The sequence below is a fragment of the Janthinobacterium agaricidamnosum genome, from assembly GCF_003667705.1.
In the GTDB taxonomy this organism is placed as follows: Bacteria; Pseudomonadota; Gammaproteobacteria; order Burkholderiales; family Burkholderiaceae_D; genus Janthinobacterium.
In genome coordinates this window covers 5228516-5251364 of the sequence record NZ_CP033019.1, presented here as the reverse complement: position 1 = coordinate 5251364, position 22849 = coordinate 5228516, and the positions used below count along the sequence as shown (strand labels likewise).

Annotated in this window: 18 protein-coding genes, 1 tRNA gene and 2 pseudogenes; 5 read left to right on the top strand and 16 right to left on the bottom strand. The window is 62.9% G+C overall.

Annotation, left to right across the window (positions count from 1 at the left end; genetic code table 11):
• Window positions 1–51: 51 nt before the first annotated feature.
• Window positions 52–888 carry a universal stress protein gene (locus tag D9M09_RS23700; RefSeq protein ID WP_121670534.1) on the bottom strand — a complete coding sequence of 279 codons (837 nt, stop codon included), beginning with the start codon at window positions 886–888 and terminating at the stop codon, window positions 52–54.
• A 411-nt stretch (window positions 889–1299) separates the two neighbouring features.
• Between D9M09_RS23700 and D9M09_RS23695 the strand changes: the two genes are divergently transcribed.
• A complete protein-coding gene (locus D9M09_RS23695) occupies window positions 1300–2115 on the top strand; it encodes a class I SAM-dependent methyltransferase (RefSeq protein ID WP_205602296.1) in 816 nt (271 codons plus the stop codon).
• A 6-nt stretch (window positions 2116–2121) separates the two neighbouring features.
• Here D9M09_RS23695 and D9M09_RS23690 read toward each other — a convergent pair whose 3' ends face one another.
• The 3 genes from D9M09_RS23690 to D9M09_RS23680 all read right to left on the bottom strand — a co-directional run bounded on the left by D9M09_RS23690 (window position 2122) and on the right by D9M09_RS23680 (window position 3857).
• Complete coding sequence (locus D9M09_RS23690) at window positions 2122–2622, bottom strand: hypothetical protein (protein WP_070290942.1); 501 nt, start codon at window positions 2620–2622, stop codon at window positions 2122–2124.
• A 64-nt stretch (window positions 2623–2686) separates the two neighbouring features.
• Window positions 2687–3433, bottom strand: coding sequence for a M56 family metallopeptidase (locus D9M09_RS23685; protein ID WP_121670533.1), 747 nt, complete (start codon window positions 3431–3433; stop codon window positions 2687–2689).
• Between the two features lie 7 nt (window positions 3434–3440).
• Window positions 3441–3857, bottom strand: coding sequence for a GNAT family N-acetyltransferase (locus D9M09_RS23680; protein ID WP_070220730.1), 417 nt, complete (start codon window positions 3855–3857; stop codon window positions 3441–3443).
• 147 nt (window positions 3858–4004) lie between these two features.
• Here D9M09_RS23680 and D9M09_RS23675 point away from each other — a divergent pair, with 147 nt between their 5' ends.
• Complete coding sequence (locus tag D9M09_RS23675) at window positions 4005–4397, top strand: Imm10 family immunity protein (RefSeq protein ID WP_070290944.1); 393 nt, start codon at window positions 4005–4007, stop codon at window positions 4395–4397.
• Window positions 4398–4466: 69 nt separating this feature from the next.
• On the top strand, window positions 4467–5045 hold the full coding sequence (locus D9M09_RS23670) for an NnrU family protein (RefSeq protein ID WP_121670532.1): 579 nt from the start codon (window positions 4467–4469) through the stop codon (window positions 5043–5045).
• A gap of 160 nt (window positions 5046–5205) precedes the next feature.
• Here D9M09_RS23670 and D9M09_RS23665 read toward each other — a convergent pair.
• A tRNA-Leu gene (locus D9M09_RS23665) sits at window positions 5206–5292 on the bottom strand.
• A 174-nt stretch (window positions 5293–5466) separates the two neighbouring features.
• Here D9M09_RS23665 and D9M09_RS23660 point away from each other — a divergent pair.
• Window positions 5467–6231 carry an SDR family oxidoreductase gene (locus tag D9M09_RS23660; protein ID WP_121670531.1) on the top strand — a complete coding sequence of 255 codons (765 nt, stop codon included), beginning with the start codon at window positions 5467–5469 and terminating at the stop codon, window positions 6229–6231.
• Window positions 6232–6298: 67 nt separating this feature from the next.
• Here the strand turns inward: D9M09_RS23660 and D9M09_RS23655 are convergent, their stop codons facing one another.
• Together D9M09_RS23655 and D9M09_RS23650 are read right to left on the bottom strand one after the other, a co-directional pair.
• A complete protein-coding gene (locus tag D9M09_RS23655) occupies window positions 6299–7615 on the bottom strand; it encodes an enoyl ACP reductase FabMG family protein (protein WP_070290994.1) in 1317 nt (438 codons plus the stop codon).
• A 263-nt stretch (window positions 7616–7878) separates the two neighbouring features.
• Entirely contained in the window at window positions 7879–10242 is a 2364-nt protein-coding gene (locus tag D9M09_RS23650; protein ID WP_121670530.1) for a DNA polymerase II, read from the bottom strand.
• 133 nt (window positions 10243–10375) lie between these two features.
• Between D9M09_RS23650 and D9M09_RS23645 the strand changes: the two genes are divergently transcribed.
• Window positions 10376–12055: an AMP-binding protein gene (locus D9M09_RS23645; RefSeq protein WP_121670529.1), complete on the top strand. Its 1680-nt coding sequence runs from the start codon at window positions 10376–10378 to the stop codon at window positions 12053–12055.
• A 74-nt stretch (window positions 12056–12129) separates the two neighbouring features.
• Here D9M09_RS23645 and D9M09_RS30110 read toward each other — a convergent pair.
• From D9M09_RS30110 to hutC, 9 genes and pseudogenes are all read right to left on the bottom strand, one after another.
• Window positions 12130–12249 (bottom strand): annotated as a pseudogene (locus D9M09_RS30110) (PEP-CTERM sorting domain-containing protein); the annotation flags it as partial.
• Window positions 12250–12300: 51 nt separating this feature from the next.
• Window positions 12301–13110, bottom strand: a pseudogene (locus tag D9M09_RS23640) (choice-of-anchor A family protein); the annotation flags it as partial.
• A gap of 198 nt (window positions 13111–13308) precedes the next feature.
• A complete protein-coding gene (locus D9M09_RS23635) occupies window positions 13309–15033 on the bottom strand; it encodes an ArnT family glycosyltransferase (protein WP_070311644.1) in 1725 nt (574 codons plus the stop codon).
• Window positions 15034–15185: 152 nt separating this feature from the next.
• On the bottom strand, window positions 15186–15455 hold the full coding sequence (locus D9M09_RS23630; RefSeq protein WP_034746247.1) for a type B 50S ribosomal protein L31: 270 nt from the start codon (window positions 15453–15455) through the stop codon (window positions 15186–15188).
• 306 nt (window positions 15456–15761) lie between these two features.
• Window positions 15762–17024 (bottom strand): transcription termination factor Rho, encoded by a 1263-nt coding sequence (gene rho, locus D9M09_RS23625; protein ID WP_034746249.1) that lies wholly within the window; start codon window positions 17022–17024, stop codon window positions 15762–15764.
• 155 nt (window positions 17025–17179) lie between these two features.
• Window positions 17180–17506 (bottom strand): thioredoxin TrxA, encoded by a 327-nt coding sequence (gene trxA, locus D9M09_RS23620; RefSeq protein ID WP_070224200.1) that lies wholly within the window; start codon window positions 17504–17506, stop codon window positions 17180–17182.
• Between the two features lie 314 nt (window positions 17507–17820).
• A complete protein-coding gene (locus D9M09_RS23615) occupies window positions 17821–18279 on the bottom strand; it encodes a response regulator (protein ID WP_070224201.1) in 459 nt (152 codons plus the stop codon).
• Window positions 18280–18352: 73 nt separating this feature from the next.
• Window positions 18353–21676 (bottom strand): PAS domain-containing hybrid sensor histidine kinase/response regulator, encoded by a 3324-nt coding sequence (locus tag D9M09_RS23610; RefSeq protein ID WP_121671215.1) that lies wholly within the window; start codon window positions 21674–21676, stop codon window positions 18353–18355.
• A gap of 451 nt (window positions 21677–22127) precedes the next feature.
• On the bottom strand, window positions 22128–22847 hold the full coding sequence (gene hutC / locus D9M09_RS23605) for a histidine utilization repressor (protein WP_070224202.1): 720 nt from the start codon (window positions 22845–22847) through the stop codon (window positions 22128–22130).
• Between the last annotated feature and the right edge of the window lie 2 nt (window positions 22848–22849).

Genomic DNA, 22849 nt, shown 5'->3' with positions numbered 1-22849 from the left:
GAAAATCAGGCAAGTATAGCCATTGTGCAACAGAACGTGGCGCGCAGGATCTCAGTGCGCCATCAGCACGGGCAAGGTCATCTGGCGCAGCACCGTTTCCGTCACGCCGCCCAGCAGGATTTCGCGGAAGCGGGCGTGGCCGTAGCCGCCCATGACCAGCAGGTCCGCATGCACTTCGGCCGTCATGGCCAGCAGCGCCGCGCCGACGTCGCCCGTGGTGACGGCGGGGCGCACCTCGACGGGCACGCCATGGCGGCTCAGGTAGGCGGCGATGTCGGCGCCCGGATGGCGGGCCGGCTGTGCGTGGCCGGCCGGCGGGTGCAGCAGGGCCAGCACCACCAGGCGCGCCGCGCGCAGCAGGGGCAGGGCGTGGCCGATGGCGCGCGTCGCTTCCATGCTGCCATCCCAGGCCACCACCACGGTGTTGTCCACTTGCGCGAATTGACCGCTGCGCGGCACGATCAGCACGGGACGGGCCGCGTTCAGCATGACGTAGGGCACCAGGTCGCTCATGGTGCCGGGCAGCGCTTCGCTGGCGTCGTGCTGGCTGAGCACCGTCAAGTCGCTGTAGCGGGCGCTGACGGCCAGGCCGCCATCCTCGTCGTCTTCGATCAGGCGCCGCTCGAGCGAAACGGCGCCGGCCTGGCGCGCCAGCGTTTCAAACTGGTCCAGCGCCTGCTCCGCCTGCCCGTGCAGGGCATTGATCTGCGCCGCCACGGCGCCGCCGCGCATGCCGCGGTTGTTTTCCAGGGTAAAGCGCGACACGCCCGTCATGGCGGCGCCGATCAGGTGCGCCTGGTGCGTGTGCGCCAGCCGCGCCGCGATGGCGATGCGCTGCGGCGCATGGCGCGACAGGTCGGCGTGGACGAGGATGGATTTGTAAGCCATGGTGTCATTCGCTAGTCAGGGTGGCAACAAGGCTAGAACGGCAACACGGGCAAGTCCAGCATTGCCGTGCTGGACGGCAGTTTTCTTATGCGGGGCTTGACGTGGGTCAAAAAAACACGGGCGATGGCCATCTGCAAGTCCATCGGCAGAAAATTGCGAGGTGTTTGATGTGCATCAAAATGCCTGGCTTCCTGCCGGCGATAATGGCATTGAACTCCTTGCCCTTCCAGTGGTCTGCATCGGCGCCGGCGCCATCTGTCCGGCACTTCTTTGTGTGACGCAACAACGCTGGCCGTGGCGGGAGTTCACTTCTCGGGCTTCCAGGCCTTCTCGTATTCTTTTCGGCCAGCACGCGCAGTGTGGCGCCTTGCCTGGAGTCATGCTACATTCGCGTCCTGTTTTTCTGAAAGGATGACGATGCCTTTAGGTAATAACGGTAACAACTTCTTGCAGCACAATCAGCAAGCCTGGGATGCGCAGGCTGCACGGAACAGCCCGTGGTCGCAGCCCGTCGACAGCGCCACCGTCGCCGCGGCCCGTGCCGGGCAGTGGCAAATCCATCTGACGCCCGGTCCCTTGCCGGCCGGCTGGCTGGGCGAGGTGCGTGGCAAGCGCATCCTGTGCCTGGCCGGTGCCGGCGGGCAGCAGGCGCCCGTGCTGGCTGCCGCCGGCGCGCACGTCACCGTCTTCGATCTGTCTGAACAGCAACTGGCGCAAGACCGCATGGTGGCCGAACGCGACGGCTTGCAACTGGCCACCGTCCAGGGCGATATGCGCGATCTGGCCTGCTTTGCCGACGCCAGCTTCGATGTCATCATCCACCCCGTGTCGAACCAGTACGTGCCCGATATCGCCCCCGTGTGGCGCGAATGCGCGCGCGTGCTGGCCGATGGCGGCGTGCTGCTGAGCAGTTTCTTTAACCCGGCCGTCTTCATCGGCGACCGCGATCCGCAATGGGCACAGCAGGGCTTGATACGGCCACGTTTCGTGCTGCCGTATTCGGATGTGGAGGATATGGATGCCGATGCGCTGGCGGCGCGCATGGAAAAGGGCGAGGCGCTGGTCTTCGGCCACGGCCTGGACAGCCAGATCGGCGGCCAGCTGGCGGCGGGCTTCGTGCTGGCCGGTTACCACGAGGAAATGCATCCCCACCCGCGCTTTGAAATTGAAAAATTCCTGCCCAGCTTTATTGCCACGCGGGCCGTCAGGCTGGCGCGCGCGCTATAGCGATCATTAGTTGTACGGCTGCAAGTCCAGCCAGACGGCGTACGACAGGCGCTTGCCGTTCCACAGGCCGCCGCCGCGGATGACGGCGTCGCACGAGGTCAGCTGGCCCACCAGATCCATGCGGCCCAGGTTGCGGCGCAGGCGCAGGGCGTCGTTGTGCGACAGGTAGCCCACCAGCAGGCCGTCGATGAAGACGGCGATGGCCTTGTCCTGGAACGGATTGGCATCGTCGCAGACGAGCAGGGCCAGGCATTTTTCTTCCGCGTTGCCGGGGCCGTGTTCGCCGGCCAGCTTGGCGATGGCGGGTTGGTACATCGCTTCGTTTTCCACTTCCGACGCAAAGCGCCCCTCGTCGCTCCAGTGGTGCGCCGGTGCGCCCGCAGGGATCGCCGGCACGTACTGGCGCACGGACACGAGCGGCTTGTGCAGCGGTTTGACGGGCGTGCGGCCGCTGAAGACGTAGTACAGCAGGGCGATGACGATCACGATGGCAAGCAGGTAAAGCATGGTATCTCTCTGATTTCTAAGGGGGAAGCCGGGATCGCGGGCATGCCGCGCGGCGTTGCCGCTACTATAGCAAGTTCGCCGCCCGGTCCCGGGTAAATCTGGCCATCAGATGACGCCGCCGGCGCAGCGCCAGCGGATCGTTCAGCACGATGGGCGAGGCGCCCGTCAAGCCCGAATAATACTGGCCGTGCCGGCGCAGGACGAAGGCATAGTCGTGCAGCGCGTGGCCGCGTGCCAGCATGCGCGCATCGCAATCGACCTCGATGGCAAAGCGCAGCCGGTGCAGCTGCCACCACAGGGGCACATTCCACGGCATGATCACGATCAAGCCGTAGGCCAGGGCCAGCAACTGCGGATCGCGCGTGGCCAGCCGGCATTGTGCATGCGCCAGCAGCAGCGCTTGTTGTTGGGGAGGAATCAGTTGCAGCCAGACGGGCATCACGATGCGCGGCCGCAGCAGCCCCGCCACGCAGGGGCCGATGCCGCCGCTCAAGTACACTGGCGTGCCCAGCAGCGATGTTTTCTGCCAGCGGCGCTGGTGCGACAGCAGCCAGATGCTGCGCAGCGCCAGCATCAACAGCATGCCGCTCGATAAGGCAAACCAGCCCAGTTTCAGCTGCGCCTGCTCCGACGGCATGGCCGCCAGCACGCCGGGCAGCCACGCCAGGGGCACGATGGCGGACGCGGCGATGGCCGCCAGCCACAGCCAGCGTGTCGTGCGCCCGCGCCGTTGCCGCGCGCGCTCGGCGCGCCAGGCGGCAGCGCTCAACAGCAGCGCCAGCACCATGCAGCACAGCAGCCAGACCGGCATCGGGCGCCTAACGTTTCAGCGCCATGCCGACGGAGGCGGGCGCCGTATGCTTGAAACCGAACTGCGCATACAGGTCTTGCGCCTGGCCATCGGCGATCAGGCTGACGTACGCGCTTTCCGGCACGTCGCTGTCGATGAACTGGCGGATTTCGCGCATGATCAGCTTGCCCAAGCCCTTGCCCTGGTGGGCCGGCAGCACGGCGATATCGACGACCTGGTAAAAACAGCCGCCATCGCCGATGACCCTGCCCATGCCGACGACCTCGTCGCCATGCAGCACTTGCACGGCAAAAAGGGAATTCGGCAAGCCCTTGGCCGCCGCCTCCGCGGTTTTCGCGCTCAGCCCGGCGGCGACGCGCAGCTGCTGATAGGTGGCGATGGAGGGAATGGCCAGGCGGGTGGTGTAGGGCGATGCGGCAGTCAAGACGGTCTCCTGTGCAATATGGATGGAATGGCCATTATAGGCGGCGAGCGCGGCCGGCGGCGGCACGCTTTATTCGCCGCGCCCTATGTCGTGCGCGGCGCTTTTGCGCTATGGTGGCGTCATTCATTTATTTGTTGAAAGCATGCCATGTCCGCAGGATTTACCGCCACCGAGTTGTCCGTCATCCATGAAGACGACGCCCTGATCACCACCCTGGCCGCGCCAGCGGGCAAAGGCGAGCCCGTCTACTTGATGCTGCAGCGCGCCGATGAATACGACGAGCAGGACGTCGCTACGGGCATGGACGAACCGTATATTGAATATGGCGGCCAGGAATTTGCGTGGTATGGCCACATGCACGCCGTGATCCTGCATCCGAACCGCCTGTCCGTGCAGATGGATGCCGAGGCCGCCATGCAGATGGATGACGACGGCCAGATCGACGTGCGTTTCAACTTGACGCCCGAGCGCTACGCCCAGCTGCAGCAGGCGCTGCGCACCACGTTCGAGGGCTGCGATTACTATCGCGAAGAACGTTGATCTGCGCGGACGGCATTGGCCATGGTGTCGTCTATGCTCGATAGCGGGCATTGACTGGGGGAGAATAAGATGACGGTGCTGATACTCGGTTTGCTGCTGTTCCTGGGCTTGCACTCGGTGCGCATCGTCGCCGACGGCTGGCGCAGCGCCCAGCTGGCTCGCCTCGGCGAAAAGCGCTGGAAGGGGCTGTACTCGCTCGTGGCGTTTGCCGGCCTGGGCCTGATCATCTGGGGCTATGCCCTGGCGCGCCAGCAGCCGCATGTGCTGTGGACGCCGCCCATGGGCTTGCGCCATGCCAGCGGTCTGCTGATGCTGTTTTCGCTGATTTTGCTGGCGGCGGCCAATGTGCCGCGCAACCGCATCAAGACCCTGGTGCACCACCCCATGCTGCTCGGCACGCAACTCTGGGCCGTCGCGCATCTGCTGGCCAACGGCAACGTGGCCGACGTGCTGCTGTTCGGCGGCTTCCTCGCCTGGTCGTCGGTGGATCTGGTTTCCGCCGTGCAGCGCGACCGCGCGGCCGGCGTCGCCTACCAGGGCGGCACCGTCCAAGGCACCCTGATCGCCATAGCCGCGGGCTGTGCGCTGTGGCTGCTGCTGGCGTTCTGGCTGCACGGCGTGCTGTTTGGCGTGCGGCCGTTTGGATAAGGGGATCGAGCAAGCGAGGGGGATCGGCTTGCGTGTGCCGTGGCCTGCGACGAGCTGAGCGACAAACCGGGCGCGGCCAGGGCGTTTACATAAACGCCATAAAAAAACCCGCAGCATCTGTCGATGGGCGGGTTTGATCAGGTGCAACTAAAGTGTTCTGTGGTGCCGGGAGCCGGAATCGAACCGGCACGCTGTTTCCAGCGCGGGATTTTGAGTCCCGTGCGTCTACCTATTCCGCCATCCCGGCAACGCGAGACGCATTATCACTGATTTGTCACAATCTGGCAAGTTTTATGCTTGGCGTGTGTTTTGCCCAAGCCTGCAGAATCTGTGACGATGCCGATTCCAGCGCAAGAAGCGGAGTGCCGCGCCCGGCTTGCCGGCCTATCTTTTCCCTTTCAACCACATGAAGGGGAAGCAAATGCTACAACTGGAAAATAAGGTCGCCATCATCACGGGCGCCAGCTCGGGCATCGGCCATGCGGCGGCGCGCCTGTTCGCGCGCGAGGGGGCGCGGCTGGTGCTGGTGGCGCGGCGGCGGAAGGAACTCGATGCGCTGGTGGCGCAACTGTCTGACGGCGGCGCGCAAGCCGTGGCCTGTGCCGGTGATGTGGCCGACGCGGCATGCGCGCAAGCGGCCGTGGCGCTGGCGCTGCAACGCTTTGGCGGCCTCGATATCGCCTTCAATAATGCGGGCACCCTGGGACCCATGGGGCCCACGCAGGAAGTTGCCCTGGAAGACTGGCGGGCGGCGGTCGACACCAATCTCACCAGCGCCTTCCTGGCCGCCAAATATCAGCTGCCCGCCATGGCGGCGCGCGGCGGCGGCTCGCTGATTTTTACCTCGACCTTTGTCGGCCATACGCTGGGCATGTCCGGCATGGCCGCGTATGCGGCCAGCAAGGCGGGCGTGATCGGCTTGACCAAGGCCCCGGCGGCCGAGTATGGCACGGCGGGTATCCGCGTGAATGCCCTGCTGCCGGGCGGCACCGATACGCCCATGGGGCGCGCAGTGGCGAATACGTCCGAAGCGCTGGCCTTCGTGGCGGGCTTGCATGCGTTAAAACGTCTGGCTACGCCGGACGAGATCGCCCGCTCGGCGCTGTACCTGGCGTCCGATGCCTCGAGCTTCACCACCGGCACGGCGCTGCTGGCCGATGGCGGCGTGTCCATCGTGCGCGCATAAAGCACGCGCAGAAACGCCGACGGCCCGGGGATGAGCCGGGCCGTCGGTGGTGTGCGCTACATCAAGCTCAGTTGTGAACCGAGTTCAGCTGGCGCGCGATGATGTCGTGGTTGAGCCAGACGACGGGCGCTGGCGGTTCCGACATGGTGTGGAACATCAGCGGGCCCGTGCCTTCCAGCACCAGCGAGCTCAGGTGGTCGGTGATCAGTTCCTTGCGGTCCTTGTGCAGCTTGGTGATGTCGTCCGAGGTACCGATCATGACGTCGGCCAGCTCAGGGGTGTTGTCCATCGGCCAGGCGGCGAAGTTGCGGAACTGCACGCTCGTGGCGTCGCCATTGTAGGCGGCGATACGGTCGAGCAAGTCTTGCAGCGACACGCCGTCTTCCAGCAAGCCCTGGCAGATTTTCCATTGCTCTTCGGCCCAGGCTGCGCCGCCTTCTTTTTTCAGTGCGTCGAGCAGGGGGAACAGGGACAGTTCCACGCCGACGAAAATGTCGGACGAATTCGTGCGGATTTCCGGGCAATTGAAGACGGTCGCCTTGATGCCTTTTTCCCACGCGGCCTTGGCCACGTTTTCCAGGCGCATCTTGGCCAGGCCTTGCGTGTAGTTGCTGTAGGTTTGCCACTGGTATTTGCCGTCGATCAAGATCTCGGTGCCGTGGTAGCCGTAGGCGCTGTAGCGCACCTGGCCGCCCGTTTGCTCGATGCGGGCGCGGATGGCGGCGCTGCCGTCGATCAGGTGCTGCAGGGTGTTGGCCGTGACTTCGTCGAAGTTCATCAGGATCAATTTACCCAGGTCGCTGTCGAGCAGGGCGCGCGAAGACATGAAGCGCTCGCCGCGGCCTTTGTAGATGCGGTTGGCGATTGCCAGGAAGACCTTGACCTTTGGAATGCCGCCCGCCATGGTGTGAGCGAAATACACATTGCTGCCGTCAGGAATCAGGCTGTCCAGTTCGGCCATGGCTTTCGCCACGGAAGCGCTGAAGCGGGCGATGCCGGCTTCGCGGCAGCGTTCGATCTGCGCCCAGTCCAGCTTGTCTTCCTGCCAGCTTTTCAGGGTCATGTCGGCCAGCAGGGCCGTCGGCGTCGGTTCGCCGGCGGGCGCGTCGAGGTCGAAACCGGCCATCAGCGGCACATTGATGATGCGGCCGCCCAGGTTGGCTTCGGCCTCGGCCAGCTCTTCCGCGTTCAGCGGGCGCAGCGCCATGTTTTCATCGCGGCGGCCGACCGTCATGCCGACGATATTCATGCCCGCCTTGCGCGCTTCGTCCAGCAAGCCATTCACATAGCCGCGGCCGAACAGCTCGCCGAACAGCACAAAGGTGTCGCCCTTGCGGAAGATATTTTTTTGCGGGATGTCTCTCAGGGACGTGATCTCGGTCATGGTGTCAATTCATTCAAAAATTAGCAGGGCAGATGGCTGTTGCTGCTGCCCGCTGGTTCAACATAGTGTGAAATTATGCGCCATTTCAGCGGGGAAAATCTTCTTGCGAATGATTCTCGTCTGGAATGGCATCTTCTTCTTCATGCAGCTCTTATTCTTTCGCCAAGGCGTATTTTACGCTGCCCCGGCGCACAGCGCCCGCGGACTGGCCCGGCAGGCGCCGATATTACCTCAGCTTGGCCGCGCAGGTCAGTAAAATTGATCTAAAACAAATCCTGTTGTCCCGAGACCAGGCGCGAAAAATCGTCGCCCAGGAAGGGCAAGATGGCGTCCGCCACCGGCTGCAGCTGGCGCGTCAGGTAATGCTGGTAGTCGATGGGCGAGCGCTGCGTTTCCAGCGGTTCCGGCCCCGCCATCGTGATGACATAGCTGATCCAGCCGCCGTTCTGATATTGCAATGGCCGTCCCTGCGCCAGGTTGTAGGCGTCGGCCGTGCGCGCCGCGCGCACATGGGGCGGCACGTTGCGCTGGTAATCGTCGAGCGGGCGGCGCAATCGCTTGCGGTAGACCAATAAAGCATCGAATTCGCCGCGCACGGTGCGTGCCACGTAGTCGCGCACATAGTCCTGGTAGGCGGCGCGCTGGAAGATGCGCAGGTACAAGGCTTGCTGGAATTGCTGCGCCAGCGGCGTCCAGTCGCTGCGCACCGTTTCCAGGCCCTTGTAGACCATCTGTTCGCTGCCGTCGGGCTTGCCCACGAGGCCCGCGTAGCGCTTCTTGCTGCCTTCTTCCGAGCCGCGGATGGTGGGCATCAGGAAACGCCGGTAATGCGTCTCGAATTCCAGTTCCAGCGCATTTTCCAGGCCGAATTCCTCGCGCAGATGGGCGTCCCACCAGGCGTTCACATGCGCCACCAGGGCGCGGCCGATCTTGCCTGCCTCTTCATCCGTATGCGCTGTTTTGAGCCACACAAACGTGGAATCCGTGTCGCCATAGATCACCTGATAACCCTGTTCGGTGATCAGCTCGCGCGTGCGGTGCATGATGTCGTGGCCGCGCAGGGTGATCGACGAGGCCAGGCGCGGATCGAAGAAGCGGCAGCCGCTCGAGCCCAGCACGCCGTAGAACGCGTTCATGATGATCTTTAACGCTTGCGACAGCGGCGCGTTGCGCTCGCGCTTGGCCGTCTCGCGCCCTTGCCACACCTGTTTCACGATGGCGGGCAGGCAATGTTTTACGCGTGAAAACTGCGCGCCCCGGTAGCCGGGCACGGTATCGGCCTCGTCGCCGCTGGTGCCCACCACCAGGCCCACGGGGTCGATCAGGAAAGTGCGGATGATGGACGGGTACAGGCTTTTATAGTCGAGCACCAGTACGGAGTCGTACAGGCCCGACTGCGAATCCATGACGAAGCCGCCGGGGCTGTTTTCGCCGGAGATATCGCCCAGGTTGGGCGCCACGTAACCCTGCCGGTGCATCAGCGGCAAGTACAGGTGCTCGAAGGCGGCCACGGAGCCGCCGCTGCGGTCGGCCGCCAGGCCCGTCACGCTGGCCCGTTCCAGCAGGAAGGTCAGCAACTCGGTCTTGGCGAAGATGCGCGTGACCAGCTCGCAATCCTTGAGGTTGTAGCGGGCCAGCGCGGGCTTGTCTTCGCGGAAACGCCGGTCGATCTCGGCCATGCGCTGATAGGGATTGTCGATGGACTTGCCTTCACCCAGCAAGGTCTGCGCCACGTTTTCCAGGCTGAACGAGGAAAAGTTCCACGTCGCCGAGCGCAAGGCTTCGATGCCGTCGATGATCAGGCGTCCCGCGGCGGCGGCAAAGTAATGCTCTTGCTTGCCGCCATGCTCGCGCCATTCCATCACGGCGCCGCCGCGTCCCAGTTTCAACGGTACCTGGTAGCGCTCGGCGTGTTCGCGCAACACGCGCAAGTCGAACTGCACCAGGTTCCAGCCGATGATGGCGTCCGGATCGTGCCGCTCCATCCACGTGTTCAGGCGCTCGAGGATCTGTGCGCGGCTGTCGCAGTATTCGAGGTCGAAGTCGAGTAGCTCATCGCCGCCGTTTTGCGGCCCCAGCATGTAGACCTGGCGCTGGCCGCAGCCTTCCAGGGCCAGCGAATACAGCTCGCCATGGGCCGTCGTCTCGATGTCGAGCGAGGCCAGTTTCAAGCTTGGCCGGTAGCCGGGCGCCGGTTTCAGCTGCACGTCCTGCCCTGTTTCCGCTTTGACGCTGACCGGCGCCGTGATGAAACGCTCCATCAGGTAGCGCTCGGGCGGGCGGATGTCCGCTTCGTACACGTCGATGCCGTGCGCGCGCAGCTGCTTTTCCAGCTTCAGCAAATGCCGGTATTGCCTGCAGTACAGGCCCAGCACGGGACGGTGGTGAAAATCGCACAGCGACAGGGGACGCAGCTCGGCATGGCGCTCGCCGCGCAGCAGCTGTTGCGCTTGCTCCTGCTGCTCCATGGGGATAAAGGCGACGGCCGTCTGCACGGGCAGGCGCACGTGGCGGGGCCCGGCGTCCGTTGCCAGCCAGAAATCGACCTCTGTGCCATCGCGTGTGTCGCGCCAGTGGCGGGTCAGAATGAAGCCCTGTTCGGGCGTGTGCTGGGTGTTGCCTGTCATGGTGCCGTGAGTGTCTGGTGTGCTGGGCTGCACATTACAGCAAGCTGACGCAGGGCGGGGGCGGTTGCGGCTATAATTTTCTGCATCGAAGACGATAACAAGAGCGCGCCGCGCCACCCACCCCGGAGACAGCATGCAAGCAATGAGTTATGTACACGGCGCCCACGAGACGCCGTTGATCGGCGAAACGATAGGCGCCTACCTGGACGGCATAGCCGCGCGCTACGGCCAGCACGATGCCCTGATCGTGGCGCACCAGAACGTGCGCTGGACGTATCTGGAATTCCAGCAGCGCGTGCACAAGCTGGCTGCCGGCCTGCTGAAACTGGGCTTGCAGCCGGGCGACCGGGTCGGCATCTGGTCGCAGAATTGCGCCGAATGGGTGCTGACGCAGTTTGCCACGGCGAAAGCCGGCTTGATCATGGTCAACATCAACCCCGCCTACCGCCGCTCCGAACTTGAATACGTGCTCGACAAGGTGCAATGCAGCGCGCTGATCCTGTCTCCCAGCTTCAAGTCCAGCGATTATCTGGCCATCGTGCAAGACGTGGTGCCGGAAATCGCCCGTTCGCGCGCCGGCGCCCTGCAGTCGCCGCGCCTGCCGCAATTGCGCCACGTCATCCGCCTGGGCGCGGCCGCCACGCCGGGCATGCACAACTTCGACGCGGTGATGGACGGCATCACGGACGCCGACCTGGCGCAGCTGGCCGAAGTGAGTGCTGGCTTGCAGTTTGACGACGCCGTCAACATTCAGTTCACGTCCGGCACCACGGGCGCGCCGAAGGGCGCCACCCTGACGCACCACAATATCCTGAACAACGGTTTCTTCATCGGCGAAGCCATGCGCCTGACGGAACGGGACCGCTTGTGCATCCCCGTGCCCCTGTACCACTGCTTCGGCATGGTGCTGGGCAACCTGGCCTGCGTCACGCACGGCGCGGCCATGGTATTTCCCGGCGAAGGCTTCGATCCGAAAGCCGTGCTGGAAACGGTGCAGGCCGAGCGCTGCACGGGCTTGCATGGCGTGCCCACCATGTTCATCGCCATCCTCGACCATCCTGACTTTAAACAATACGATCTGTCGAACTTGCGCACCGGCATCATGGCCGGCTCGCCATGCCCGATGGAAGTCATGACGAGGGTCATCGAATTGATGCACATGGCGGAAATCACGATTGCGTATGGCATGACGGAAACGTCGCCCGTCAGCTTCCAGACGTCGATCGAAGACCCGCGCGAGATGCGCGTCTCGTCCATCGGCCGCGTCCACCCGCACCTGGAAGTGAAAATCATCGATGCGGAAGGCCGCATCGTGCCGCGCGGCGAAAAGGGCGAATTGCTCACGCGCGGCTATTCCGTGATGCAGGGCTACTGGGGCGACCCGGAAAAAACAGCGGAGGCCATCGACGCGGCGCGCTGGATGCACACGGGCGACCTGGCCGTGATCGATGCCAACGGCTTTTGCAGCATCGTCGGCCGCTCGAAGGACATGGTGATACGCGGCGGCGAAAACATCTACCCGCGCGAAGTCGAGGAATTCCTGTACCGCCACCCGAGCGTGCTCGACGTGCAATGCGTGGGCGTGCCGGACGCCAAGTATGGTGAAGAACTGTGCGCCTGCATCATCCTGCGCCCGGGCACGCAGGCCACCAGCGAGGATATCCGCGCCTTTTGCGACGGGCAGATCGCCTATTACAAGATTCCCCGCTACGTGCGCTTCGTCGAGGAATTTCCCATGACGGTGACGGGCAAGATCCAGAAATATGTATTGCGCCAGCAGGTGGCGACGGATCTGGGGCTGAGCGCGGATTAAGTTTTTCGCCAGCACAATAAAAAACACCGGGACGCTCGCGCGGCCCGGTGTTTTTTATTGATGCGGCGTAAAGCTTAGGCCATCGCGGCTTGCGGTGCGCGCGCTGGCGTGCGGCGGCGCATGAAGGCCAGCAAGCCCAGGCCGGCCAGCAGCATGGCGTAGGTGCCTGGCTCAGGTACGGCCGACACGTTGACCGTGTTGAAGCCGGAACCGTTCATCGCGACGTGGCCATAATTGATCGAGCTGACCGAATTGGCGATCAGGGTGCCGTTCATGTCGCCCGAACCCGAGAACGCGCTGTGCGGCGCCAGGATGCTGCCGTTGATGCCGACGTTCTGCAGGTTGGTGGTGGTGGCGTTGGCGAAGTTGAACAGCGTGCGGTTGGCGAAACTGGCGAAATTGTCAAAGCCGCCGCTCATGGTGATGTCGGTGGCCGTGCCGTTGATGATGATGCTGGCCGTGCTTTTCAGCGAGGACAGGTCCAGCGTCAGGTTATGCAGGTTCGACGCATCGATGTTGAAAATATTCACGTCGGCGTTGACATTGCCGACCAAGGTCATGTTGCCGTACTGCGAGATCACGGTGCCGTTCGATTGCAGCTTGGCCACGTCGCCCGACAGGGTCGTCAGTTGCTGCTTGGCGCCCGCGAAGTCCAGGGTGGAGGCATTGCCTTTGCTGATGTTGTCTTTTGGAAACCACTGTGGCGCCGTCAGGGTGGCGTTGGGGTTGCTGACGCCGTACACGGCCGAACCGCTGAGCGTGCCCCAGCCCGTGTTCAGGTTGCCGCCAGCAACGACCGAATTGACGGCGCTGCCTGGCTTTTTATTCGTGCCGACATTGTAGTTGTCCAGATAGATATTGCCGCCAGCGGCAATGCTGCCGCCGACGCTGGTAAAACCGCTGGCGCCGCTGTTGCCGATGTTGCCAAAGATAAAGGCCGAGTAGCCATTGGCGACGCCGAGGTCGACCACGGTGGCTTGTGCCGAAGCGCTGAAGGAGAAGGCGAACAGGGCGGCGCTGATGAGCGGCAAGGTACGGGTAGCAAATAATTTCATGGACAATCTCATAGTCAATTAGGGGACGATTCGGGCGGGAAAGCAACACACCGCCATCGCGCAGCCGGCTATTATAATATAAAAAACAATGTTAGTTCAATTTAGGTAATTAACTATATTTTAAGGCAACACTTTTCCTATAGTCAGCAATTGTCTGGCGGACATAAAAAAACCGGGGCTGGCCCGGTTTTTTGCTGTTTATCTGACGCGCTGGTACAGGCGGAAGCGTTCCACGTCATCCGTGGGGCGGCGTCCTTCCCACAGCTTGATCCAGTCCGCACCGTGGTGTTCCGGCAGCTTTTCCTTGTTATCCGGAACTTTAATGCTGTCTTGCAACAAGAACACGTCGCAATGCTGTTGGCCCACATTGGCAAATGGCAGGTGGCCGTAGTAGGCGAACGAGGCGCGCTGGGCGGCGCCGACATTGCTGTTGATGCAAGTAGTGCCCGGCGGCAGGTGGACGGAAATTTGGTGCGCGACGCTGGCGTAGCTCTTGCTGTAGTTCAGCGGCGGCAGGAACAGGGTCATGATCAGCACCCAGATCAGGATCAGGCCGCCGGACGACAGCACCACGGCGCGCCACAGCACGGCTGGCTGGCGCGAGATGCGCCAGTGCACCAGCGCCACCCAGCCCGCGCTGGCGCAGGCGGCGACGAAGAAGGCCAGCAAGTCCAGCTCGGGCTTGAAGCCTGGCATGAGTTTCAGGGCGTTATGCGACAGTTTCGGCGGCCAGCCCGTCAGGATGGCGAACCAGAACAGCCACAGCGCGAGGGCGCAGATGGTCAGCACCATCACGGAGAACCAGTCGATGGCGTTGATGGCGCCCCGTTTCATGGTCAGCAAGCCGAACGCGGCCATTACGGCCAGCGGCGGCAGCAGCGGCAGCAGCTGGCTCGGGTCGGGATCGGGATGGCACAGGCCCAGGATGGCCAGCATGGCGACAAAGGTCAGCGGCACGACGATGTGCAGCACGTGGTGCTGGCGGCGCCAGGCATACACGGCCCAGGCGGCGAACGGCCAGGCGGGCCAGAAGAACCAGATGCCGACACGCCAGAAGTATTGCAGGCTCTTCAGGCTGGGGGCGCTGAACTGGCGGCAATTCCATTCCATCCACGCTTGTAGCGGCGAATGGCCGTATGGCTGCAGCAGTTCGCCCGGCAGCAGCCAGACCAGGGTCAGCGCGATGCCGATCAGGATGGCCAGCGCCAGGTGGCGCACGCTGCGCAGCAGCGGCAGGCGCAGGAAGACGGTGCACAGCAGCAAGGCGATGCTCAGCGCCGCCGGCGTGATCCAGCCGCGCGCGAGGGTCAGGCCGCCCAGCGCCAGGCCCAGCAGGGCCGCATTGCGCACGGACGGGCCTTCCACGTAGCGCACGGCGCGGTACAGCAAATAGGCCATCAGGGACACGTACAGCGCTTCGGCCGTGATGTCGTGGCTGTGCTGCAGCAGGCCCAGGCAGCCCAGGTAGATGAGCACGGCGGCATCGGCCAGGGTGCGGCCGAAATCGTCCGGCTCGGGTTGGCCGCCGAAGGCCAGGCGCAGCGGCTGGGCGTCGTTGCGCCGGCCCAGGTTGAAGGCGGTGTACCAGACGGACAGGGTGCTGACGACGAAGATGCCGATGGTCGACATGCGCGCGCCAAAGACGTCGCCGTCGATCCAGCCGAACAGCTTGATGAAGATGGCGCCCAGCCAGAAGGCCAGCGGCCCTTCATCGAGCAGCGACAGGCCGGCGATGTTGGGCCACAGCCAGTCGTTCAGGCCGCCATGCGCCATGGTCCACATGATGCCGAAACTGGCGGCATCATCGTTCTTCCACGGTTCGCGGCCGATCAGGCCAGGCAGGATGTACAGCAGGCCGAGCGCAAACAAGGCCCATCGTGGCAGCGCGAGTGTGGCAGCGGCGGGAAGGCGGACTGGCTTCATCGATAATCGGTATCAGAATAGTGGCAAGACGCGACGAATGGCGTCGGGTATGCGCGAGTATAAAGTAAAGCGGCCAAAGACAAAAAAGGCAGCCGTGGCTGCCTTTTCTCTGGCAGCCGGAGCTGCCCTGTTTTGCCGCAAAGCGGCAAAAATCAGCCTGCTGCGACTGCGGTTTTCGAACCAACCGAACCGAACTTCTGACGGAACTTCTCGACGCGACCGGCGGTATCGACGATTTTGTGCTTGCCCGTGAAGAATGGGTGCGATTCAGCCGAAACCTCGATCTTCACCAGCGGGTATTCTTTACCGTCGTGGGTGATTTTTTCGCGGGTTTGGATGGTCGAGCGGGTAACGAATTTGAAATCGCACGACAGATCGTGGAAAACAACTTCGCGGTATTCTGGATGGGTATCGACTTTCATGGTCTTCTCTCTAGTTTGGTAGCCAAACAGCACTTCGTCGGTCGTCCTGCTTCTTGACCCGATTGCCGATCACTTGCCAGGTTTAAAATAATGCAACCGTCGATTATATAGCGCTTTCGGGGCGCAGGCAATAAAAAAGCCGCTCAATGAGCGGCTTTGCATGATCGCGTGTGCTTACGCCGGGCGCAGCGTAGGTCGGATTAGCGCGCTAGCGCGTAATCCGACACCAGCACCGTCTTCGCCAACAATGTTGTCGGATTGCAGCCCTGCGGGCCTAATCCGACCTACGATACACGGCAGGGGAATTTAGCCGCCCCGGCGCATCATGTCGAAGAATTCGGCGTTGTTTTTGGTCGCCTTCATCTTGTCGAGAATGAACTCCATCGCCTCGATCTCGTCCATCGAGTACAGCAACTTACGCAGGATCCAGATTTTTTGCAGCTCGTTCGGCTTGATCAGCAGTTCTTCGCGGCGGGTACCCGATTTGTTCAGGTTGATTGCCGGGTAGACGCGTTTTTCGGCCAAACGGCGTTCCAGATGCACTTCCATGTTGCCGGTACCCTTGAATTCTTCAAAGATCACGTCATCCATGCGCGAACCCGTTTCGATCAGCGCCGTGGCGATGATGGTCAGCGAGCCGCCTTCTTCGATATTGCGCGCGGCGCCGAAGAAGCGTTTTGGGCGTTGCAGCGCGTTCGCGTCGACACCACCGGTCAGGACCTTGCCCGAGGCAGGGATGACGGTGTTGTAGGCGCGCGCCAGGCGGGTGATCGAGTCGAGCAGGATGACCACGTCTTTTTTCATTTCGACCAGGCGCTTGGCTTTTTCCAGCACCATCTCGGCCACTTGCACGTGGCGCGTGGCCGGCTCGTCGAAGGTCGAGGCGACGACTTCGCCGCGTACCGAGCGTTGCATTTCGGTCACTTCTTCCGGACGTTCGTCGATCAGCAGCACGATCAGCGTGATGTCCGGGTGGTTGGCCGTGATCGCATGGGCGATGTGCTGCAGGATCACGGATTTGCCGGATTTCGGCGACGCCACCAGCAAGCCGCGCTGGCCTTTGCCGATCGGGGCGATCAGGTCGATGATGCGGCCGGTGATGTTTTCCTGGCCATTCATTTCACGTTCCAGGCGCAGCGGCTCGTTCGGGTGCAGCGGCGTCAGGTTTTCAAACAGGATGCGGTGTTTCGACATCTCCGGCGATTCGCCGTTGACCTTGTCGACTTTGACCAGTGCGAAATAGCGTTCGCCATCTTTCGGGGTCCGTACCTCGCCTTCGATCGAATCGCCGGTGTGCAGATTGAAGCGGCGGATTTGCGAAGGGGAGATGTAAATATCGTCGGTGGACGCCATGTAGCTGGCGTCAGGCGAGCGCAGGAAGCCGAAGCCGTCAGGCAGCACTTCCAGGGCGCCGTCGCCAAAAATCTGTTCGCCGGACTTGGCGCGTTTTTTCAGGATAGCGAACATCAGCTCCTGTTTGCGCAAGCGGGCTGCGTTGTCAATGTCAAGACCGATCGCCATCTCAAGCAGGGCGGATACGTGTAGGGCCTTTAGTTCGGATAAATGCATATGTGTTGAGTGTCCCGAGACGGGATGTAAAGGTAGGGGAGGGGACTGCGTGGCGTTGATTAATTATTGGGGAAGGCTGTGCACGAATGAGGCAAAGCCGCTTCCCGGTCTATCCAGTCAGGCGGCGCTGCGGGCGCAGCGCTGCCCATCATACATTAAATGTTGCTGTCGACGAAAGCGGTCAACTGGCCCTTGGCCATGGCGCCCACTTTTTGAGCAGCTGCAGCACCATCCTTGAACAGGATCAGGGTCGGGATGCCGCGGATGCCGAACTTGGCAGGTACCGCCTGGTTGGCGTCCACGTCCATCTTGGCGATCACGATGCGGCCGGCGTATTCCTTGGCCACTTCTTCCAGGATCGGGGCGATGGCCTTGCAGGGACCGCACCATTCTGCCCAGAAGTCGACCAGTACTGGCAACTCGGATTTCAGGACGTCTGCTTCAAAAGATGCATCGCTAATGTGTTTGATATTTTCGCTCATATTTTCCTCAAATGAGGGTGGGATCAATAATGCCTGGAATTCACCATACGCTGGTTCGCCATCCATGCTTCCTGGAATGCAGTGAGAAGATGGGGGCAATGGGCACAAATTCAATGTTCTTGGAAGGTGCGACCAGAGGTATGCAGGCGGGGATGGCTGAAATAATAACCCATTTTTTCAAAGCGTGGCGATTATTGCAGAAAAACTTGAGGCATATCGCCAGCATATCGCTCCAGCGCGTGCCGCCAGGGCGGCAAAGCCGCATGCCTGCTGGCTTGCGGCGCCGTGTCCCGCCTCCCGGCCTGGCTGCGCGCTCAGGCTTGCGCGCCGGCCTGACGCGCCGTGTGCTGCAGTTGCAAGTTCACCATGAGCTGCAATTCCGCGCTTTCCATCGGCTTGCGGAAGGTGCCTAATATATGCAGGCCGTTGGCCATGGCCAGGCGTTCGGCCGCCAGGCGCACGGCCGAATGCAGTCCCGACAGCAGGACTACGCCGCCGCGAAAACCGTTTTCAGCCGCCATGCGCAAAAATTCGATGCCGTCGATGTCGGGCATGGACAGGTCGCAGATCAGCAGGTCGGGCTGGTGCTGCTTCAGAGTGGCCAGCGCCTGTTCGCTGTGCGACTCGCAGCGGATGTCGAACGGGCCCATCTGCTCGAGCATGTCGCTGAGCACGTCGAGCATGAAAACGTCGTCGTCCAGCAGCAATACGCGCAATGGCGCCAGGCCTGCTTCGCTGTGTTCACGGCTTGCTTGGTTTGATACAGTAGTCATCGTCCTGTCTTCCTATTGATATGCTGCATCGCTGTCGATGCCGATACCTTGCCTTAACGGAATTTGGCGGTAGCTAATCGTCATTGGCAAAGCTGGTGTTATTCATGATTTGTTCGGTAATCTGTTCCAGCAGGGGCCACAGGCGCGCGACGATGTGCCGGGCCCGTTCTGCCTCGTCGGCCGCTTCGCCCGGCGCCAGGGTTTCCAGGTTGTGGCACAGTTCGGCCAGTCCCAGGGCGCCCACGGTGCGCGCCGACGACTTGATGCGGTGTCCCAGTTCCCGCACCTGGTGCACGTCGCCGCGCGCCAGGGCCGCATCGATGTCGCCAAAGCCGTCCTGCGTCGTCTGCAGGAACTTGAAGGCGAATTTGCGCACCTTTTCCGGGTTATAACCGAGCAGCTTGGCCAGGATCGACAGGTCGATCACCTGCGGGTCGCCCGCCAGCGTCGTCTTGAAGGCGGGTGCGGCGCGGCTGCGTGCCGGTGGCGGCGGCGTGTCGCGCGCCGGCAGCCAGCTGGCGATGGTCTGGTACATCATGGCCGGCTGGATGGGCTTGGAAATGAAATCGTCCATGCCCGCGTCCAGGCAGCGCACGCGGTCTTCGCTGGTGGCCGTGGCCGTCATGGCCAGCACGCGCAGGTGTGCCAGCTGCGGGTCGGCGCGGATGTGGCGCGTCGCCTGCAAGCCATCCATCAGCGGCATCTGCACGTCCATCAGCACGCAGTCGAACTGGGTCTGGCGCAGCAGGTCGAGCGCTTCCTCGCCATTGTTGGCCAGACAGACGGAGGCGCCCGCTTCTTCCAGCAATTCCAGTGCCACCTGCTGATTAAACGTGTTGTCTTCCACCAGCAGGATGCGCGCATGCTTGAGCGTGCGCATCACCAGGGCCGCGTCGGCGCTGGCGCGCATGGCCGCCGCCGTCTGCACCATGCTGTCGAGCATGGCGGGCGCCGCCTGGTCGGAAATGCCCAGGTTGGCCGTGAACCAGAAGGTGCTGCCGGCGCCGGGACGGCTGTCGACGCCCACGTCGCCGCCCATCAGCTGCGCCAGCTGCTTGCAGATGGCCAGGCCCAGGCCCGTGCCGCCATATTCGCGCGTGGTGGACGTGTCGGCCTGCTGGAAGGACTGGAACAGCTTGCTCATTTCATCCTGCGACAGGCCGATGCCGTGGTCGCATACTTCGAAGCGCACCAGGCAGTGCCTGGCGTCCGCCACCACCTTGCGCACCTTCACGGTGATGCTGCCCTGTTCGCTGAACTTGATGGCGTTATTGGCGTAGTTGATCAGCACTTGTCCCAGGCGCAGCGGGTCGCCCACGAGCACGGCCGGCAATTGCGGGTCGATTTCAAACAGCAACTCCAGGTTCTTGCCGGCGGCGCGCGGCGCCACTACCGTCATCAGCGTTTGCACGACGTGGTCGAAACTGAAGTTGACGCGCTCGATTTCCAGCTTGCCCGCCTCGATTTTCGAAATGTCGAGAATGTCGTCGATGATGCCCAGCAGATGTTCGCCGGCAAAACGGATTTTTTCCAGGTAATCGCGCTGGCGCGGTTCCAGGTCCGTTTTCAGGGCCAGATAGGCCATACCGATCACGCCATTCATCGGCGTGCGGATTTCATGGCTCATGTTGGCCAGGAATTGCCCCTTCGCCAGGCTCGCTTCTTCGGCCACCTGCTTGGCCTGGTCCAGCTGCTCCGTGCGCTGCGCCACGCGCTCTTCCAGATGTTCATTGAGTTCGCGCAAGGCGCTCTCGCTGCGCTTGTGATACGTGATGTCCGTCAGGCTGGCCACCACCATGCCCACCTTGCCGTATTCATCGCGGATGGCCTCGGTATTTACGGACAGCCACGACAGGCTGCCGTCGGGCTGTTGCACGCCCATCAGCACGTCGCGCATGGCGACACCCGTCGACAGGGTGATGTGCACGGGATGGCTGCGCTGGTCGAAGGGAGAACCGTCTTCGTGGATCGCTTGCCACAGGCTGTTGCCGGCTGGACTGGCCGCCAGCATGCGCTCGGCAGCGGCATTGCTTTCCAGTATGTGGCCGTGGCTGTCCTGCACCACCAGCCCGTTCGTCACGGCGCCGAACACGGACGCCATGCGCTGGCTCGAGTTCGACAGGGCGATCGACGCCTGGCGCCGCTCCGTGATGTCGGTGATCATCGCCAGGGTGCCGCCCGGCTCGCCGTTGTCCGACTGGATGCTGGTGCTCGACAGCAAGCCCCACAGGCTCGACTGATCCTTGCGGAAGAAGCGGAAATCGACTTGGTCCGGCTGGCTGGCGGCACTGCCGTGGCTGGCCAGGCGGCGCTGCATCAGCAGCTGGCTGTCGCGGTCCATGAAGTCGAGCAGGGGACGGCCCAGCATTTCCTGCACCGTGTAGCCGAGCATGTGCGCCATCTTCGGGTTGACGAAGGTGGTCTTGCCGTCCGCATCCGTCATCCAGATGCCTTCGGCGGCCGTCTGCACGATCAGGCGGTAGCGTTCGGAACTGGCGTGCAGCGCTTCCTCGGCGCGTTGCCGCTGCGTCATGTCGCGCAGCGAGACGATGGAAAATACTTGCCCGGCCATGCGCAGCGGCGACAGGCTGACCTTGGCCGGGAAGTGCGTGCCGTCGCGGCGGCGCGCCATCATCACCCGGCCCGGCAGGCTGTGCCGCGCTTGCGGGTCGCCCACGGAGTTGCTGGCCGTGCTTTCCGGTACCAATTGCTCCAACGACATGCCCGTCAATTCGGCCAGCGGATAGCCGAAGCAGCGCGCGCCGATCTGGTTGGCGTAGTGCACCTTGCCTTCGACGTCGGCCACCAGCATGGCTTCGGGTGCCGCTTCCAGCATCGAGCGCATGCGCGATTGCTCATCCTGTTTGCGTTCGCTGATATCGCAGACGATGCCGCTGGCCTGCGTGGCGGCGCCATCCGAGGCGCGTGTCAGCACGGCGCCGCGCGCCAGCAGCCAGCGCCAGTGGCCGTCGCTGTGGCGCAAGCGGAATTCGCAATTGAAGGTGCCGGGCGCCTGGCCATCCAGATGCTGGCGAAAGGCCAGGCTCAGGCGCGCGCGGTCGTCGCGGTGCACTTCGGCCAGCCACTCGTCCAGTGCATGGTCGAGCCTGGCGCTTTTGTCGCCCAGCACGTCCTGGTACTGGGGCGCGAACTGCAGCCGGTCGGCCTGTCGCCGCCAGGTCCAGCCAGCCATGGCCGCGCCGCGCAAGGCTTGCCCGGCGTCCTGTTCGGCCAGGGCATGCGCGGGCAGCAGCAGGCGGCGCAACTGTTGCCGCAGCCGCCAGGCTTGCCAGCAAGCCACTCCCGCCAGGGCGGTGGCGCTGGCGGCAGCGTAAGGCCATAGCAGTGTTGGCGCCATGCCGTGTACCGCCGCCTGCACCGGCAAGGAAAGCGTCATGCCTGCCGCCAGCATCGTATGAGCGAGACGACGCAGCGCAGGGCGCCGTCGGCGTGATGCGCTGAAACTCGTGTGGCTGCAATACGACAAATGCATCCCTTTCTGGGGCATGATGGAACTGGGCTGACAGTGCATGATGCGCGCTCAAATAAACGCCTGCGGCGCTTTCTGGCGGCAACTATAGCATCGAATATTTGCTCGGGGTATTTAAGTTCTGAAACAGCCAAAACGGGATTTTTTTTGCCCCGGAATGGCTGTTTTTTTCGCGATTTGGTGAGAATCTGAGAGAAAGTCGGCGCGAAATCGTGCTACGGAATCAGCGATCTGTAGAACACCTGATAAAACCGTAGCGAGCGGCAGCGATTTGTGGCCGAGAAGCGCAACCGTGCTTGAGCACGGTGAGCATCACAGGCCGCAAAGCGCGACGCGCAGTAGGTTTTTTCAGGTGTTCTCAGGTGAAACTGCCGGCAAACTGATATCGGTGCCCGGGATGCCACATGGTGGCGATCGAGGCGATCTTGCCGCCCGAGCGCGTCTGGCGGCGCAGGACCAGGCACGCCTGTTTCGTGTCGATGGCCAGCATTTCCGCGATGTCGCGCGGTGCCGACAGCGCTTCGATGCTGTAGGTGGCGCCTTGCAGGGGCGCGGCGGCCATCAGGTATTCGTTCGGCGTGATGCTGGAAAAATCCTGCGTCATGTAGTCTGGTGCGCACTCGGGGTTGACCCAGCGGTCTTCCACCTGGATCGGCACGCCGTTTTCAAAATGCACGATCAGCGAGTGGAACAGCGGGTGTTCCGGCGGCAGGCCGAATTGCTTGGCCAGCAAATCCGAGGCTTTCGTACGTTCCAGCAATTGCAGGCTGCTGCGGTGGATATGTCCGCGCGCCCGCACTTCATCGGCGATACTCTTGATTTCCAACAAGGTCGCCTGGTATTTTTGCTGCGCCACATAGGTGCCGGAACCCTGGCGCCGCGTCAGCACCTGTTCGCTGGTCAGTTCGCGCACGGCGCGGTTGACCGTCATGCGCGAGACGCCGAATTGTTTCACGAGGGCTTGCTCGGAGGGAATCACGTCGCCTTCCTTCCAGCGTCCGGCGGCGATGCCGGCCAGCAGAAAATCCTTGATGCGCTGGAAAATGGGCGTATTTTCCTGGGTAGTATGATCGTCCAATG

Coding starts and splice junctions, on each gene's coding strand:
- D9M09_RS23700 (WP_121670534.1), bottom strand. CDS start 888: ATGGCTTACAAATCCATCCTCGTCCACGCCGACCTGTCGCGCCATGCG.
- D9M09_RS23695 (WP_205602296.1), top strand. CDS start 1,300: ATGACGATGCCTTTAGGTAATAACGGTAACAACTTCTTGCAGCACAAT.
- D9M09_RS23690 (WP_070290942.1), bottom strand. CDS start 2,622: ATGCTTTACCTGCTTGCCATCGTGATCGTCATCGCCCTGCTGTACTAC.
- D9M09_RS23685 (WP_121670533.1), bottom strand. CDS start 3,433: ATGCCGGTCTGGCTGCTGTGCTGCATGGTGCTGGCGCTGCTGTTGAGC.
- D9M09_RS23675 (WP_070290944.1), top strand. CDS start 4,005: ATGTCCGCAGGATTTACCGCCACCGAGTTGTCCGTCATCCATGAAGAC.
- D9M09_RS23670 (WP_121670532.1), top strand. CDS start 4,467: ATGACGGTGCTGATACTCGGTTTGCTGCTGTTCCTGGGCTTGCACTCG.
- D9M09_RS23660 (WP_121670531.1), top strand. CDS start 5,467: ATGCTACAACTGGAAAATAAGGTCGCCATCATCACGGGCGCCAGCTCG.
- D9M09_RS23655 (WP_070290994.1), bottom strand. CDS start 7,615: ATGACCGAGATCACGTCCCTGAGAGACATCCCGCAAAAAAATATCTTC.
- D9M09_RS23650 (WP_121670530.1), bottom strand. CDS start 10,242: ATGACAGGCAACACCCAGCACACGCCCGAACAGGGCTTCATTCTGACC.
- D9M09_RS23645 (WP_121670529.1), top strand. CDS start 10,376: ATGCAAGCAATGAGTTATGTACACGGCGCCCACGAGACGCCGTTGATC.
- D9M09_RS23635 (WP_070311644.1), bottom strand. CDS start 15,033: ATGAAGCCAGTCCGCCTTCCCGCCGCTGCCACACTCGCGCTGCCACGA.
- D9M09_RS23630 (WP_034746247.1), bottom strand. CDS start 15,455: ATGAAAGTCGATACCCATCCAGAATACCGCGAAGTTGTTTTCCACGAT.
- rho (WP_034746249.1), bottom strand. CDS start 17,024: ATGCATTTATCCGAACTAAAGGCCCTACACGTATCCGCCCTGCTTGAG.
- trxA (WP_070224200.1), bottom strand. CDS start 17,506: ATGAGCGAAAATATCAAACACATTAGCGATGCATCTTTTGAAGCAGAC.
- D9M09_RS23615 (WP_070224201.1), bottom strand. CDS start 18,279: ATGACTACTGTATCAAACCAAGCAAGCCGTGAACACAGCGAAGCAGGC.
- D9M09_RS23610 (WP_121671215.1), bottom strand. CDS start 21,676: ATGACGCTTTCCTTGCCGGTGCAGGCGGCGGTACACGGCATGGCGCCA.